Annotated in this window: 6 protein-coding genes and 3 pseudogenes; all 9 read left to right on the top strand. The window is 72.4% G+C overall.

The window, feature by feature from the left end; translation table 11 throughout:
* Positions 1-29: 29 nt before the first annotated feature.
* The 9 genes and pseudogenes from E6W39_RS43580 (at position 30) to E6W39_RS19890 (ending at position 15,860) form a co-directional block, all read left to right on the top strand.
* Positions 30-4,763 (top strand): non-ribosomal peptide synthetase, encoded by a 4,734-nt coding sequence (locus tag E6W39_RS43580; protein ID WP_181799355.1) that lies wholly within the window; start codon positions 30-32, stop codon positions 4,761-4,763.
* The gene (locus E6W39_RS19920; RefSeq protein ID WP_228718233.1) at positions 4,694-9,538 is read left to right on the top strand and encodes a non-ribosomal peptide synthetase; all 4,845 of its coding nucleotides are present in this window, start codon (positions 4,694-4,696) and stop codon (positions 9,536-9,538) included. The genes E6W39_RS43580 and E6W39_RS19920 overlap by 70 nt, the downstream gene beginning before the upstream one ends.
* Positions 9,460-10,398: pseudogene (locus E6W39_RS41735) on the top strand (condensation domain-containing protein); the annotation flags it as partial. The gene E6W39_RS19920 and the pseudogene E6W39_RS41735, both read left to right, overlap by 79 nt.
* Positions 10,296-10,874, top strand: coding sequence for a hypothetical protein (locus E6W39_RS41730; protein WP_267286763.1), 579 nt, complete (start codon positions 10,296-10,298; stop codon positions 10,872-10,874). The pseudogene E6W39_RS41735 and the gene E6W39_RS41730, both read left to right, overlap by 103 nt.
* 15 nt (positions 10,875-10,889) lie before the next feature.
* A pseudogene (locus E6W39_RS43030) lies at positions 10,890-12,389 on the top strand (condensation domain-containing protein); the annotation flags it as partial.
* Positions 12,390-12,487: 98 nt separating this feature from the next.
* Positions 12,488-14,155, top strand: a pseudogene (locus tag E6W39_RS43025) (amino acid adenylation domain-containing protein); the annotation flags it as partial.
* Positions 14,131-14,850, top strand: coding sequence for an alpha/beta fold hydrolase (locus E6W39_RS19900; protein WP_141637841.1), 720 nt, complete (start codon positions 14,131-14,133; stop codon positions 14,848-14,850). The pseudogene E6W39_RS43025 and the gene E6W39_RS19900, both read left to right, overlap by 25 nt.
* A 36-nt stretch (positions 14,851-14,886) precedes the next feature.
* Positions 14,887-15,105 carry an MbtH family protein gene (locus tag E6W39_RS19895; protein WP_141634669.1) on the top strand — a complete coding sequence of 73 codons (219 nt, stop codon included), beginning with the start codon at positions 14,887-14,889 and terminating at the stop codon, positions 15,103-15,105.
* Positions 15,105-15,860, top strand: a complete 756-nt coding sequence (locus E6W39_RS19890; RefSeq protein ID WP_141634668.1) for a thioesterase II family protein — start codon at positions 15,105-15,107, stop codon at positions 15,858-15,860. Before E6W39_RS19895 ends, E6W39_RS19890 begins: the two co-directional genes overlap by 1 nt.
* Positions 15,861-15,889: the final 29 nt, after the last annotated feature.

Below are 15,889 nucleotides of genomic sequence, written 5' to 3'. Positions count from 1 at the left end.
CACCCACTGACAGTTCGAAAGGTATCGCCATGAGGAAGTCGGCAATCGAGGACGTGCTCCCGCTGTCGTCGCTGCAGGAGGGCCTGCTCTTCCACGCGCTGTACGACCAGGAGGGTCCGGACGTCTACACCGTCCAGCTGGCGGTAGAGATGAGCGGCGCGCTGGACAGCGCCCGGCTGCGCACCGCCGCCGAAGCGCTGCTGGCCCGGCACTCCAACCTGCGGGTCGGCTTCCGCCACAAGGGCGTTGAGCGGCCGGTGCAGGTGGTCCGCCGCCAGGTGCGCACCCCGTGGCGCGAGGTCGACCTGTCCGACCGGGGCCCGGCGGCGGAGGCGGAGTACGCCCGGCTCGCCGACGAGGAGCGGGTGCGCCGGTTCGACATGGCCCGCCCGCCGCTGGTCCGGTTCACGCTGGCACTGCTCCCCGACGGCCGGTCCCGCCTTCTCGTGACGATTCATCACATCCTGGTCGACGGCTGGTCGGTACCCGTCCTGCTGGACGACCTGTTCGAGCTGTACGAACGCGGTGGCGAGTCGACCGGCATGCGCCGGGTAGTCCCGTACCGCGACTACCTGGCCTGGCTGGCCGGTCAGGACCAGCCGGCCGGGCTGGCCGCCTGGGAGGCCGAGCTCGCCGGGCTGGCCGAGCCAAGCCTGCTGGCCGCCGGCAGGCAGGCGACCGCCCCGGTGATCCCGGAGTCGGTCGCCGTCGAGCTGTCCGCCGAGCTGACCGAGCGGCTCGCCGCGACCGGCCGGGCGCACGGCTGGACCGTCAACACCATGGCCCAGGCGTCCTGGGGCCTGGTGCTCGGCCGGCAGCTGGGCCGGACCGACGTGGTCTTCGGCGGTACCGTCTCCGGCCGTCCGCCGGAGCTGCCCGGCGTCGAGACCATCGTCGGCCTGCTGATCAACACCCTTCCGGTTCGGGTGAGTTGGCAGGCGGACGAGCGGCTGGCCGAGGTGTTCGGCCGGCTGCAGGACCACCAGAGCGCGCTCACCCCGCACCAGCACGTCCAGCTGGCGGCCATCCAGGCGCAGGCCGGACACGGCGAACTCTTCGACACCACCACGGTCTTCGAGAACTTCCCGCTCGGCGCCGAGCAGGCACCGCCGCTCTCCGGGGGCCTGGAGATCACCGAGGTGGACGCGCGGGACGCCACCCACTACGCGGTCAGCCTGGTCGGCCTGCCCGGCGAGCGGCTGACCTTCCGGCTGGACTACCGCCCCGACGTGGTCGACCGCCCGACCGCCGTCCGGCTGGCGGACGGGCTGCACCGGGTGCTGGAGAGCGCCGCCGACCGGCCCGAGCATTCGATCGCCGAGCTCGACCTGCTCTCCGCCGCCGAGCGCCGCCAGGTGGTCACCGAGTGGAACCAGACCGAGCACCCGATCCCGGCCACCACCCTGACCGCCCTGCTGGAGGAGGCGGCCGCCGCTCACCCCGACGCGGTCGCCGTCGGCTGCGGTGACGCCCGGGTCGACTACCGCGAGCTGCACGCCCGGGCGAACCGGCTGGCCCGGGCGCTGGTGGCCCGCGGCGCCGGGCCGGAACGGATGGTCGCGCTGGCCCTGCCGCAGCGGCCCGAGCTGGTCACCGCGCTGCTCGCCGTGCTCAAGTCCGGCGCCGGCTACCTGCCGCTGGACCCGAACCACCCGGCCGAGCGGATCGCCGGGCTGTTCGAGGAGACCGCACCCGTCTGCGTGCTGACCACCGCCGCCACGGCCGGCTCGCTCCCGGCGGGCAGCCCGGAGCTGCTCTTCCTGGACGATCCGGAGTTCGCCGCCGAGCTGGCCGTGCTGCCCGAGACCCCGCTGACCGACGCCGACCGCACCGCGCCGCTGCTGCCCGGGCATCCCGCGTACGTCATCTACACCTCCGGCTCCACCGGGCGTCCCAAGGGCGTGCAGGTCGAGCACCAGGCCGTGGTCAACTACCTGCTCTGGGCCTGCGAGGTCTACCCGGCGGCCCGGCAGAGCAGCCTGGTGCACTCGCCGGTCTCCTTCGACCTGACCGTCACCGGTCTCTACGCCCCGCTGATCAGCGGTGGGACCGTCCACCTGACCCGGTTCGCCGACGGGCAGCCCGACCCGCTGGCCCCCGTGCCGGCCGGCGGCGTGGCCTACCTCAAGGGCACCCCCAGCCACCTCGCGCTGCTCCGGGCGCTGCCCGCCGACTACTCGCCCACCGCCGAACTCGTGCTCGGCGGCGAGCCGCTGCCCGGTTCGCACCTCGACCAGTGGCGCCAGGAGCACCCCGGGGTCCGGGTGCTCAACGAGTACGGCCCGACCGAGACCACCGTCGGCTGCACCACGCTGGCCATCGAGCCCGGCGACGTGATCCCCGGCGAGGTGCTCTCGCTGGGCCGGCCGATGTGGAACTGCCGGCTGTACGTGCTGGACGGTGCGCTGCGGCCGGTGCCGCCCGGCGTGGTCGGCGAGCTGTACATCGCGGGGACCTGCCTGGCCCGCGGCTATGTCGCGCGCCCCGGGCTGACCGCGCAGCGGTTCGTCGCCAACCCCTTCGAGGGGGACGGCAGTCGCATGTACCAGACCGGCGACCTGGTCCGCTGGCGAGCCGACGGCACACTGGAGTTCGCCGGCCGGGTGGACGACCAGGTGAAGATCCGCGGCTACCGGATCGAGCTGGGCGAGATCGAGTCGGTGCTAGGCGACCACCCCGAGGTGAGCCAGGTCGCCGTCGTCGTCCGCGAGGACCGGCCCGGGGACCAGCAGCTGGTCGCCTATGTGGTCGGCGCCACCGCCGAGTTGGCCGGCTACGCCGCCACCCGGCTGCCCGAGTACATGGTGCCGTCGGCCTTCGTCGCCCTCGACGTGCTGCCGCTGACGGTGAACGGCAAGCTCGACAAGCGTGCGCTGCCCGCGCCCACCGTCGCGATCGGCGTCGGAGCCGGTCGCGGCCCGCGCTCGCCGCGCGAGGAGATCCTCTGCCGGGTGTTCGCCGAGGTGCTGGGCCTCCCGGCGGTCGGCATCGACGACGACTTCTTCGACCTGGGCGGGCACTCGCTGCTCGCCACCCGGCTGGTCAGCAGGGTCCGCTCCGCCCTGGACGTGGAACTGCCGATCCGGACCGTCTTCGAGAACACCACGGTGGCCCGGCTGGCCAAGGCGCTCGGCGGTGCGGCCGAGGCCCGGGCGGCGGTGCGGGCGATGGAGCGGCCGACGGTCGTGCCGCTCTCCTTCGCCCAGCAGCGGCTGTGGTTCCTGGACCGGCTGGGCACCGACGGCGGCACCTACCACATCCCGGTCGCCGTCCGGCTGCGCGGAGCCCTGGACGTGGCGGCGTTGGAGGCCGCGTTGAACGGGGTGGTGGCTCGGCATGAGGCGTTGCGGACGGTGTTCCCGGAGGTTGATGGTGAGCCGCGGCAGGTGGTTCTGTCGTCGGCGCCGCTGGAGTTGACGGTTCGTCGGGTTGGGGAGCCGGAGCTGTCCGGTGCGCTGGCGGGGGTGGCTGGGCAGGGGTTTGACCTGGCGGCGGAGTTGCCGTTGCGGGCGGTGCTGTTCGGGCTTGGTGCGGATGAGCATGTGCTGCTGCTGGTGCTGCACCACATTGCGGGTGACGGCTGGTCGTTGGCGCCGTTGCTGCGTGATCTGGAGGCGGGGTATCTGGGGCGGGAGCTGGCCGAACTGCCGGTGCAGTATGCGGATTACGCGTTGTGGCAGCGGGAGGTGCTCGGTTCGGAGGGTGATCCGGAGAGTTTGGCGGCGCGGCAACTGGCGTTTTGGCGTGAGGCGTTGGCGGGGTTGCCGGAGGTGCTGGAGTTGCCGGCCGACCGGCCGCGCCCGGCGGTGGCCAGCTACCGCGGTGGCCGGCTGGCCTGGCAGCTCGACGCCGCCGCCCACCAGGCCCTCGCCACGCTGGCGCGGGAGTGCGGCGCGAGCGTCTTCATGGTGCTGCAGGCGGCCGTGGCCACGCTCTACACCCGGCTGGGTGCCGGCACCGACATCCCGTTGGGCACCGCCATCGCAGGCCGTACGGACGAGGCGTTGGACGAGTTGGTCGGGTTCTTCGTCAACACCCTGGTGCTGCGCACCGACACCTCGGGCGACCCGACCTACCGCGACCTGGTCAAGCGGGTCCGGGACACCGACCTCGCGGCCTACGCCCACCAGGACGTGCCGTTCGAGCGCCTGGTGGAGGTGCTCAACCCGGAGCGCTCACTGGCCCGGCAGCCGCTGTTCCAGACCATGCTGCTGCTGCAGAACGCGCCCGAGCCGGACCTCGACCTGCCCGGCATCACCCCGTCGGTGGTGGAACTCGGCGGCGGTGTCGCCAAGTTCGACCTGACCTTCGACCTGCACGAGACCTTCGACGCACAAGGCCGCCCGGCCGGGATCGCCGGCGACGTCGACTACGCACTGGATCTGTACGACGCCGAGACCGTTCAGGCCTTCTGCGACCGCCTGACCCGGGTCGTGGCGGCCTTCGCGGCCACTCCGGACGCTCGGCTTTCCGGGTTGGATCTGGTGTCTGAGGTTGAGCGGGTGGTGTTGGCGGGGTGGGGTCGTGGTGAGCGGTTGGGTGTGGTGCGGGGTGTGGTGGAGGGGTTGGAGGAGCAGGCGGCTCGTACTCCTGGTGTGGTGGCGGTGGTGTGTGGTGGGGAGCGGGTGACGTATGGGGAGTTGGCTGCTCGTGCGGGGCGGTTGGCTCGGGTGTTGGTGGGGCGTGGGGTGGGGTGGATGACCGGGTGGCGGTGGCGTTGTCGCGGTCGGTGGATCTGGTGGTGGCGTTGTGGGCGGTGTTGAAGGCGGGGGCGGGGTTCGTTCCGGTGGATCCGGAGTTGCCGGGGGAGCGGGTGGCGTACATCTTGGGGGATTCGGGGGCTTCGTGTGTGGTGACGTCGAGTGTGGTGCGGGATCGGTTGCCTTCCGTTGGTGGTGCGGAGTTGGTGGTTGTGGATGGGCTGGGGGATGAGGGGCTTGATGGTGGTGGGTGGGTTCCGGTTTCGGTGCCGGATGGTGCGGTGGCTTATGTGTTGTACACGTCGGGGTCGACGGGTCGGCCCAAGGGTGTGGTGGTGACGCGGGGTGGGTTGGCGAATGTGTTGGGGGATATGGGGGTGCGTTTTGAGGTGTCGGCGTCGTCGGTGTTTTTGGGGGTGACGACGTTTGGGTTTGATATTTCGAATGTGGAGTTGTTCGTACCGTTGTTGGGGGGTGGGCGGTTGGTGTTGGTGGAGCGGGAGGTGGTGTTGGATCCGGTGCGGTTGGCGGGGTTGGTTGAGGGGTCGGGGGCGACGTTTGTGCAGGGGACGCCGACGTTTGTGCAGGCGTTGGTGGATGCGGTGCCTGGGGTGTTGTCGGGGTTGCGGGTGTTGTTGGGTGGTGAGGCGGTTTCGGCGTCGTTGGCGGATGCGGTGCGGGCGGTGGCGTGGGATGTGACGAATGGGTATGGGCCGACGGAGACGTCGGTGTATTCGGTGGTGGGTGTGGTGGATGGGCCGGTGGGGGTGGTGCCGGGTATTGGTGGGCCGGTGGCGGGGACGGATGTGTTTGTTTTGGATGAGTGGTTGCGTCCGGTGCCGGTGGGGGTGGCGGGGGAGTTGTATATCGCGGGTGTGGGTGTGGCGCGGGGGTATGTGGGTCGGGGTGGTTTGACGGCGGAGCGTTTTGTGGCGTGTCCGTTTGCGGTGGGTGGGCGGATGTATCGGACGGGGGATGTGGTGCGGTGGGATCGGTCGGGTGGGTTGGTGTTTGTGGGGCGGTCGGATGATCAGGTGAAGGTGCGGGGGTTCCGGATTGAGTTGGGTGAGGTGGAGGCGGTTGTTCGGGGGTTTGCGGGGGTTGAGCGGGTGGCGGTGGTGGTGCGTGAGGTGCGGGCGGGGGATCGGCAGTTGGTGGGTTATGTGGTGGGGGATGTGGATGTGGACGGGCTGCGGGATCATGTGGCGGGGTTGTTGCCGGGGTACATGGTGCCGTCGGTTTTCGTGGTGTTGGATGCGTTGCCGTTGACGGCGTCGGGGAAGTTGGATCGGCGGGCGTTGCCGGCGCCGGAGTGGGCGGGACTCGGCGGCGGACGCGCACCACGCAATGCGCGTGAAGAACAACTGGTCCAGATCTACCGCGAGTTGTTGATCGTCGACCGGGTCTCGATCGATGACGACTTCTTCGGCCTGGGCGGGCATTCACTGCTGGCGACCCGGTTGCTGAGCCGGATCCGCTCGGTGCTGGGCGCGGAGCTGAGCATCCGGACGGTGTTCGAGAATCCGACGGTGGCGCAGCTGGCCCGGGCGCTGGACGAGGGCTCGGTGGGCGCGCGATCGCGGGTGATGCGGGTGGTGCCACGCCCGGAGCGGATCCCGCTGTCGTACGCACAGCAGCGCGTCTGGTTCCTGGACCGGATGGACAGCGGCGGCATGTACAACCTCCCGCTGGCCATCCGACTGCGCGGCGCCTTGGATGTGGCGGCGCTGACGGCTGCGCTGAACGCCGTGGTGGCCCGCCATGAGGCCCTCCGCACGCTCTACCGCGAGGCCGACGGACAGGCCGAGCAACTGGTGCTGCCCGCGGCGGAGCTGCCGCTGACCGTCACCGAGCTCAACGAGCCCCAGTTGGCCGAGGCAACGGCCGCCGAGGCGTCCTGGGGCTTCGATCTGGAAGCCGAACTCCCGTTGCGTGCCACGCTGTTCCGAATTGCGCCCGATGAGCATGTGCTGCTGCTGGTGCTGCACCACATCGCGGGTGACGGTTGGTCGCTGGCACCGCTGCTGCGGGACTTCGAGGCCGGCTACCTGGGCCGGGAGCTGCCCGAACTGCCCGTGCAGTACGCGGATTACGCACTCTGGCAGCGGGAGATGCTCGGCTCCGAGGACGACGCGGAGAGTGTCATCTCGCAGCAACTCCGCTTCTGGCAGGAGGCGTTGGCCGATCTGCCGGATGTGCTGGAGCTGCCGGCCGACCGGCCGCGCCCCGCAATCGCCTCCTACCACGGCGAACGCCTGGACTGGCAGCTGGACGCGGGCGTGCACCAGGCGCTGGTGGCGCTCGCCCGGGAGTCCGGCGCAAGCCTCTTCATGGTCCTGCAGGCCGCGCTGGCCGCGCTGTTCACCCGGCTGGGAGCGGGCACGGACATCCCGTTGGGCACCGGCATGGCGGGCCGTACGGACGAGGCGCTGGACGAGTTGGTCGGGTTCTTCGTCAACACCTTGGTGCTGCGGACCGACACCTCGGGCGACCCCACCTTCCTGGAGCTGGTGGACCGGGTCAGGGACTGGGACCTGGCAGCCTTCGCCCACCAGGACGTGCCGTTCGAGCGGTTGGTGGAGGTGCTCAACCCCGAGCGCTCACTGGCCCGGCACCCGCTGTTCCAGACCCTGCTCACCCTGCAGAACACCCCGGAAGCCGACCTCGACCTGCCCGGCCTCGCACCCTCGCTGGTGGAGATCTCCGGCAGCCAGGCCAAGTTCGACCTGCTGTTCGACCTCCGCGAGACCTTCGACGACCAGGGGCGACCCAACGGCCTGGACGCCACAGTGGAGTTCGCCCAGGACCTCTATGACGCGTCGAGCGTACGGGTGCTCTGCGAGCGGCTGGCCCGGGTCTGCCGCCAGGTGGGTGCCGAGCCGAAGCGCCGGCTGGCGGAGATCCAGCTGCTCTCCGACGACGAGGTGGCCCAGCAGCTGACCGTCTGGGGGCAGGGCGCACCTGTTCCCCGGCGCGGCAGCGTGGTGGCGGCCTTCGCCGAGCAGGTGGCCCGTACGCCCGACGCGGTGGCGGTCGTCTCGGACGAAGAAACGGTCAGCTACGCGGAGTTGGATGCGCGGTCCAACCAGTGGGCACACGTCCTGCGCGAGCAGGGGGTCGGCCTGGGCACACCGGTGGCGCTGTTCCTGGACCGCTCGCTCGAACTGGTGCTGGCCGAGCTGGCGGTGCTGAAGGCGGGTGGCTGCTACGTGCCGCTGCACGCCGCCTACCCGGCGGACCGGCTGGCCTGGATCGTGCGCGACGCCCAGGCCCCGCTGCTGCTCACCGACCGTGACACGCTCCCCGACGACCTGGCGGCGAGCGCGCGGTCCATGCAGCTCGGGGACCTTGTGGAGCGCGCAGACGGGTACCCGGGCACGCCGGTGCTGGACCCCGACACCATCGATGCGGACCACCTTGCCTACGTGATGTACACCTCCGGCACGACCGGGCGGCCCAAGGGCGTCATGGCCGGCCACGGCAGCGTGGTGGACCTGGCCCGCGACCCGATGTTCGCCACCGGGGCCCATGACTGCGTGCTGATGCACTCCTCGCACGCGTTCGACGCCTCGACCTACGAACTGTGGACTCCGCTGCTGCGCGGCGGCCGCGTGGTGGTCGCCGATGGCGGGCACCTGGGGCCGGAGGAGCTGCGGGCGGCGATCGCGACGCACGGTGTCACGGCGGTGTTCCTGACGACGGCGCTGTTCAATGCGATCGCGGTGGAGGAGCCGCAGGCCTTCGCGGGGCTGCGGGAGGTCCTGTTCGGCGGCGAGAAGGTGTCTTCGGAGGCCGTCGAGCAGGCGCTGCGCGTCTGCCCCGACCTGCGGATCACTCATGTCTACGGGCCGACGGAGACCACCACCTACGCCACGGGCTGGCCGGTGCCTGCCGGCCGTTCACTGGCCGCCGGTGTGCCGATCGGTGCGCCGATGTCGGGGACGCGGGCCTATGTGCTGGGTGACTTGCTGCAGCTGCTGCCGCCGGGTTCCGTCGGTGAGCTGTATCTGGCGGGGTCGGGGTTGGCGCGGGGGTACGGCGGGCGGGCGGATCTGACGTCGGAGCGGTTCGTGGCGGATCCGTTCGGTGCGCCGGGTGGGCGGATGTACCGCACGGGTGACCTGGTGCGGTGGACGGCGGACGGCGCGATCGACTACGTGGGTCGTGCGGACGATCAGGTGAAGATCCGTGGGTTCCGGATCGAGCCGGCGGAGATCGAGGCTGTGCTCGCGGGGCATCCGGATGTGGTGCACGCGGTCGTGGTGGTGCGCGAGGACCGGCCCGGGGACAAGCAGTTGGTCGCCTACGTGGTCGGCGCGGTGGACGGGTTGCGGGAGTACGCGGCGAGCCGGCTGCCGGCCTACATGGTGCCTTCGGCGTTCGTCGCCCTCGACGCATTCCCGTTGACGGTGAACGGCAAGCTCGACAAGCGTGCGCTGCCGGCGCCCGAGTCTTCCGGCGAGGTCGAGTTGGTGGCCCCGACCAGCGAGCGGGAGCGGATCCTGTGCGAGGTCTTCGCCGGGGTGCTGGGCCGCGACAGCGTCGGGATCGATGACGGGTTCTTCGACCTGGGCGGCGACAGCATCGCCTCGATCCAGTTGGTCAGCCGGGCCCGCAAGGCGGGGTTGGTGCTGACGGCGCGCGATGTGTTCGAGCACAAGACGGTCCGCGAACTGGCGGCAGTCGCCACCCACGCCGCCGAAACGATCGTGCCCGGTCGTGAGGCTGTCGGGTCGGTGCCGCTGTTGCCGGTGATGGAGTGGCTGCGGGCCGGGGCGGCCCGGTGCGCGAGTTCAACCAGGCCTACACCGTCCCCGTGCCGGCCGACCTCACCCTGACCTCCCTCACCGCCACCATCGCCGCCGTCATCCGCCACCACGACGCCCTGCGCGCCCGGTTGACCGTCACCGCCGACGGCACCTGGCACCTGGAGGTGCCCGAGCCGGACCACGGCCCGGACGTGACGGCACTGGTCCACCGCGTCGAGAGCGCCGACCCGGCGGCGGTGGCGGCCGAGACCGAGGCGGCCCGGCGTCGTCTGGACCCGGAGCACGGGGTCATGCTGCAGGCGGTCTGGTTCGACCACGGCCCGGATGCGGACGGTGTGCTGCTGCTGGTGGTCCACCACCTGGTCGTGGACGGGGTGTCGTGGCGGATCCTGCTGCCCGACCTGGCGGCCGCTTATGCAGGCGGCGAGCTGGAGCCGGTCGGCACCTCGCTGCTCGGCTGGTCCCAGGCCCTCACCGGCGCCGCCACCCACCCCCGCTGGACCGACCAACTCCCGTACTGGTCAAGCATGGTGTCTGCCACCCCGGCCCAGCTCGGCAAGCACGCCCTCGACTCCCAGCGGGACACCCTGGGTACGGCCGAGTCCCACACCGTCACCCTCGCCCCGGAGTTGACCGAGGCGCTGTCGACCACCGTCCCGGCGGCGTACAACGCGGGTGTCAACGACGTGCTGCTGACGGCGCTCGCGCTGGCCGCACGCCAGTGGCGCCCGGAGCAGACCCGCGACGGCCTGCTGCTGGACCTGGAAAGCCACGGCCGTCACGAGGATGCCCTCGACGCGGGCCACGACCTGACCCGCACCGTCGGCTGGTTCACCAGCATGCACCCGGTCCGCCTCACACCCCCGGCGCTCACCTGGACCGAGGTCACCACCGCAGGCCCCGCCAACGGCACCGCCCTGAAGGAGGTCAAGGAGCAGCTGCGCGCCGTCCCCGACCACGGCCTGGGCTACGGCCTGCTGCGCTACCTCAACCCCGCCACCGCCACCACCCTGGCCGCCCACCCGGCCCCCAGATCGGCTTCAACTACCTCGGCCGCTTCACCACCGACCAAGGCACCGACGCCCACTGGCTGGCGGTGGGCGACACGGGCGCGGGCTCCGCGCTGGGCGACGCCGAACTGCCGTTCGCCCACGCCCTGGAGATCAACGCTGCCACCCACGACACCCCGGACGGCCCCCGGTTGACCGTCGACCTGGCCTGGCCGGCCGCCCTGTTCGACGCACCCGACGTCGAGCACCTCGCTGCCCTCTGGCAGCAGGCCCTCCAAGCTCTGCGCGACCACGCCGAGAGCCCGGAGGCCGGCGGCCTCACCCCCTCCGACCTCACCCTGGTCGGACTGTCCCAGCAGCACATCGACCTCCTCGAAGCCAAGTTGAGGAAGTAGAGGGAGACGAAGACCGTGACGAACACTCAGCGCTCGATCGAGGACGTGCTCCCACTCTCTCCGCTGCAGCACGGGCTGCTGTTCCAGACGCTGTACGACAGCGAGGGCCCGGACGTCTACACCGTGCAGCTCGCGGTGGAGATGAGTGGCACCCTGGACACCGCTCGGCTGCGCACCGCCGCCGAAGCGCTGCTGGCCCGCCACCCCAACCTGCGTGCCCTCTTCGTGCACGAGGGCCTGGACCAGCCGGTCCAGGTGGTTCGCCGCACGGTGGAGCTGCCGTGGCGCGAACTCGACCTGTCCGACCGGGACGTGACCGAGGCGGCCAAGGCCTTCGACGCCCTGCGCGACGAGGAGCGGGCCGACCGGTTCGCGCTGGACGAGGACGTGCTGCTCCGCTTCGTGCTGGTGCACCTCGCAGGCGGCGCGGCCCGATTGCTGCTGACGCTGCATCACATCCTGGTGGACGGCTGGTCGGTGCCGATCCTGTTGGACGACCTCTTCGAGCTGTACGAGCGCCGTGGCGACGCGACCGGCATGCGCCGGGTGGCTCCGTACCGCGACTACCTGGCCTGGCTGGCCCGCCAGGACCAGCCGGCCGCCTCGGCTGCCTGGGAGGCGGAGTTGGCCGGGCTGGCCGAGCCGACCCTGCTCGGCGCGGGCCGCCAGGGCGCCGCCGCGCTGCTCCCCGAGGTGCACCGGAGTGCCCTGTCGGTGGGACTCACCGAGCAGTTGGCCGCCACCGCCCGGTCGCACGGCTGGACGGTCAACACCATGGTGCAGGCGGCCTGGGGCCTGGTCCTCGGCCACCATCTGGGCCGCACCGACGTGGTCTTCGGCGGCACTGTCTCCGGGCGCCCGCCGGAGCTGCCGGGCGTCGAGTCCATGGTCGGCCTGCTGATCAACACCCTGCCCGTGCGGGTGGGTTGGCAGTCCGACGAGCGGCTCGCCGAGCTGTTCGAGGCCGTCCAGCAGGCCCAGAGCGCGCTGCTGCCGCACCAGCACATGCAGCTCGCGACCCTCCAGTCCGCCGCCGGCCACGGTGAACTCTTCGACACCACCCTGGTGTTCGAGAACTACCCGGTCGGCGCCGCCGACGCCCCGCAGCCGGCGGGCGGGCTGCGGATCACCGACCTGGAGGCCCGGGACGCCACCCACTACGGCATCACGCTGCTCGCGCTGCCCGGTGACCAGCTGCGCTTCCAACTCGCCTACCGGCCGGACGTGGTGGACCGCACCACCGCCGCCCGACTGGCCGACTGGCTGCACCGGTTCCTGACGGCCGCCGCCGAGGACCCGACCCGCCCGATCGCCGACGTGCCGCTGCTGGACGCCGGCACCCGGCACCGGCTGCTGACCGGCTGGAACGACACCGCGCATCCCGTCCCCGAGGTGACCCTCACCGCCCTGCTGGAGGCCGCGGCGACCGGCTCGCCCGAGGCGCCCGCCCTGCTGGCCGACGGCGAGTCGGTCAGCTACGCGCAGCTGCACGCGAGCGCCAACCGGCTGGCCCGGGCGCTGGTCGAGCGCGGTGCCGGCCCGGACCGGCCGGTCGCGGTCGCGCTGCACCGGGGCGGCGGCTGGTGGAGGCACTGCTCGCGGTGCTCAAGGCGGGCTCGCCCTACCTGCCGATCGACCCGGAGCTGCCGGCCGGCCGGATCTCCCGGATGCTTGAGGGCGCCGACCCGGTCTGCGTCCTGGCCGACCGGGAGACCGCCGCGGTGCTGCCCGCCGGGGTCGGCCCGGAGCCGCTGCTGCTGGACGGCACCGAGCTGGTCCGGGAGTTGGCGGTGCGCCCGGCGGGCCCGCTGGCCGACGCCGAGCGCAGCGCCCCGCTGGACCCGCGCCACCTGGCGTACCTGATCTACACCTCGGGTTCCACCGGGCTGCCCAAGGGCGTGGGCGTGCCGCACACCGGCATCGTCAACCGCCTGCTCTGGATGCAGGACCGCTATCGACTGGGCCCGGACGACCGGGTGCTGCAGAAGACCCCGTTCGGATTCGACGTCTCGGTCTGGGAGTTCTTCTGGCCGCTGCTGACCGGCGCATCGCTGGTGATGGCCCGGCCGGGCGGCCACCGCGACCCCGCCTACCTCGCCGAGGAGATCGCCGCCTCCGGGGTGACCACGGTGCACTTCGTGCCGTCCATGCTGGACGCCTTCCTGCGGGAGCCGGCGGCAGCCCGCTGCGCCGGGGTGCTGCGCCGGGTGGTCTGCAGCGGCGAGGCGCTGGCAGCGGCGACGCAGGACCGGGCGCTGTCGCTGCTGGGCGCGCCGGTGCACAACCTGTACGGGCCGACCGAGGCCGCCGTGGACGTGACCCACTGGGACTGCCTGCCGGGCCAGGACCCGGTGCCGATCGGGCGGCCGGTGTGGAACACCCGGGTGTACGTGCTGGACGCCGCCCTGCGCCCGGTGGCCCCCGGGGTGGCCGGCGAGCTCTACCTGGCCGGCCGCCAGCTGGCCCGCGGCTACCTGGGCCGCCCCGGGCTGACCGCCGAGCGCTTCACCGCCGATCCGCACGGCGAGCCGGGAGCCCGGATGTACCGCACCGGCGACCTGGTGCGGTGGACCGCAGGGGGGTCCCCCCGGCCGGAGGCTGGGGGAGGTGCGCTGGAGTACCTGGGCCGGACCGACGACCAGGTGAAGATCCGCGGGCTGCGGATCGAGCTGGGCGAGATCGAGTCGGTGCTGTCGCAGCTGCCCGGAGTGGCCCAAGCCCGGGTGGTCGTCCGCCAGGAGCCGGGGCGCGAGGGCCAATTGGTCGGCTACCTGGTGCCCGATGGTGCTTCCGGCACCCCGCCGCAGGCGGACGCGCTGCGCACCGCGGTGGCCGCCGTGCTGCCTGGCTACATGGTGCCGAGCGCCTTCGTCATGCTCGCCGAGCTGCCGCTGGGCATCAACGGCAAACTGGACCGGCGGGCGCTGCCCGCGCCCGAGCTGCCGGCCCGGGAGGACGGCCGGGCGCCGCGCACCGCGACCGAGCAGCTGCTCTGCTCGGTCTTCGCGGAGGTGCTCGGCCTGCCCGAGGTGGCTCCCGAGCAGAGCTTCTTCGAGCTGGGCGGCCACTCGCTCTCGGCGGCCCTGCTGCTGCCCAAGGTCCGGGCGGCGCTCGGCGCGGAGCTGACCCTGCGGACCGTCTTCGCGGCCCCCACCCCGGCCGCGCTGGCGGCGGTGCTGGCGGACCGCCAGGGCGCGTCGGCCGGCCTGGAGCCGGTGCTCGCGCTGCGCGCCGGCGATGCGCTGCCGCCCCTCTTCTGCCTGCCCCGGGCGCCGGCCTGAGCTGGTGCTACGCGGGCCTGCTGGGCGGCCTGGACCGCGAACAGCCGCTCTACGGGCTGCAGGCGCCGGGCCTGACCGGCGGTGCGTCACCCGAGACGCTGGCGGAGCTGGCCCGCGGCTACGCCGAGCGGATCACCGAGCTGCGGCCCCACGGGCCGTACCGGCTGCTCGGCTGGTCGGCCGGCGGCAACCTGGCGCACGAGGTCGCGGTGCTGCTCCAGGAGCGCGGCGAGCGGGTGGAGCGGCTGGTGATCCTGGACTCCTACCCGCCGGCCGAGACCGCGGCGCAGGTCAGTCAGGAGCAGGTGTTCCGTGACGCGTTCGGTGCCGAGCTGGGCGACCCGGCCGACCCGGCGGTCCAGGCCCGGGCGCTGGAGCTGGTGCGCGCGGAGCTGGGCCGGGTCGACGACACCGTGGCGGCGGCCGTCCTGGAGACCTACCTGCTGACCAGCCGCGCCCTGCTGAACTCGCGGCCGCGCCGGTTCGACGGCGACCTGCTGTTCTTCCGGGCCGCGGACTGGACCGTCGATCCGCGCCGCGACGCGGCCCGCTGGCAGCGGCACCTGACCGGCGGTATAGAAATCCAGGAGCTGACCGCGATACATGAAGAAATAGCCCGCCCGGACGTTCTCGCGGAAATCGGGAAGATCCTGGCCGGGCGTTTCGGCGAGCCGTCCGCAGCGGCTCGCCGGTGATGGTGCGGAAACTGTTTCGATTGAGGGGAACCCGACATGGCGAATCCGTTCGAGGACAATGACGGCAGCTTCCTGGTGCTGGTGAACGACGAGAACCAGCACTCGCTGTGGCCCGAGTTCGCGGCGGTCCCGGCCGGCTGGCGCACGGTCTTCGGCCCGGCGGACCGCGGGGCCGCGCTGGCCCATGTGGAGCGCGAGTGGACCGACATGCGCCCGGCGAGCCTGGTGGCGGCGATGGCCGAGGCGACCGGCTGATGGCGGCCGGCACCGCCACGGCCCGGTGGATCCGCAGCCGCCGGCCGAGCCCGGCGGCCGCGGTCAACCTGGTGCTGCTGCCGCATGCCGGCGGCTCCGCGGGCTACTACCGGGCGTGGCACGAACTCATGCCCCAGCAGGTCGAGTTGCACGCCGTGCAGTACCCCGGCCGGGAGGACAGGTTCGGCGAGGCGCCAGTGGAGGGCATGGCCGAGATGGCCGACGCCGTCACCGAGGCGATCCGCCCGCTGTTCAGTCGCGAGGTGGTGCTGTTCGGTCACAGCATGGGCGCGTCGATCGCCTACGAGGTGGCCCTGCGCTGCACCGCGGCGGGCCTGCGGCCCCGCCTGCTGATCGTCTCCGGCCGGGCGGCCCCGCACCGGCAGCCGCCGGCCGAGCACTGGGCGGCGCCGGACGCGGAGCTGATGGCGGAGGTCCGCCGGCAGTCCGGCGACACCAGCGCGGCCCTGGACGACCCCGATCTGCGGGAGCTGCTGCTGCCGATGATCCGGGCGGACTACAAGCTGGCCGAAACCCACCGGGTGCCGCCCGGGGCCGCGCTGGAACTGCCGATCGCGGTGCTGCGCGGCCGCGGCGATGCCGAGGTGGACGACGAACAGGCGCGCGCCTGGGGTGAGTTGAGCGCCGGCGCGTGCTCCCAGCACGTTTTCGACGGCGGTCACTTCTACTTCGAGCAGGGGCCGGCCCGGGTGATCGACACGGTGGTCGCCCTGGTGGGCCGGGCCCTGCGCTGACGGCCCCGACCGGTCACCGCCGGGCCTTG

The sequence above is a fragment of the Kitasatospora acidiphila genome, assembly GCF_006636205.1.
Classification (GTDB): domain Bacteria; phylum Actinomycetota; class Actinomycetes; order Streptomycetales; family Streptomycetaceae; genus Kitasatospora; species Kitasatospora acidiphila.
This window is presented reverse-complemented; position numbering and strand designations above follow the sequence as displayed.

Excerpts from the sequence above, each read along its gene's own strand:
- E6W39_RS43580 (WP_181799355.1), top strand. The coding sequence starts at position 30 with ATGAGGAAGTCGGCAATCGAGGACGTGCTCCCGCTGTCGTCGCTGCAG.
- E6W39_RS19895 (WP_141634669.1), top strand. The coding sequence starts at position 14,887 with ATGGCGAATCCGTTCGAGGACAATGACGGCAGCTTCCTGGTGCTGGTG.
- E6W39_RS19890 (WP_141634668.1), top strand. The coding sequence starts at position 15,105 with ATGGCGGCCGGCACCGCCACGGCCCGGTGGATCCGCAGCCGCCGGCCG.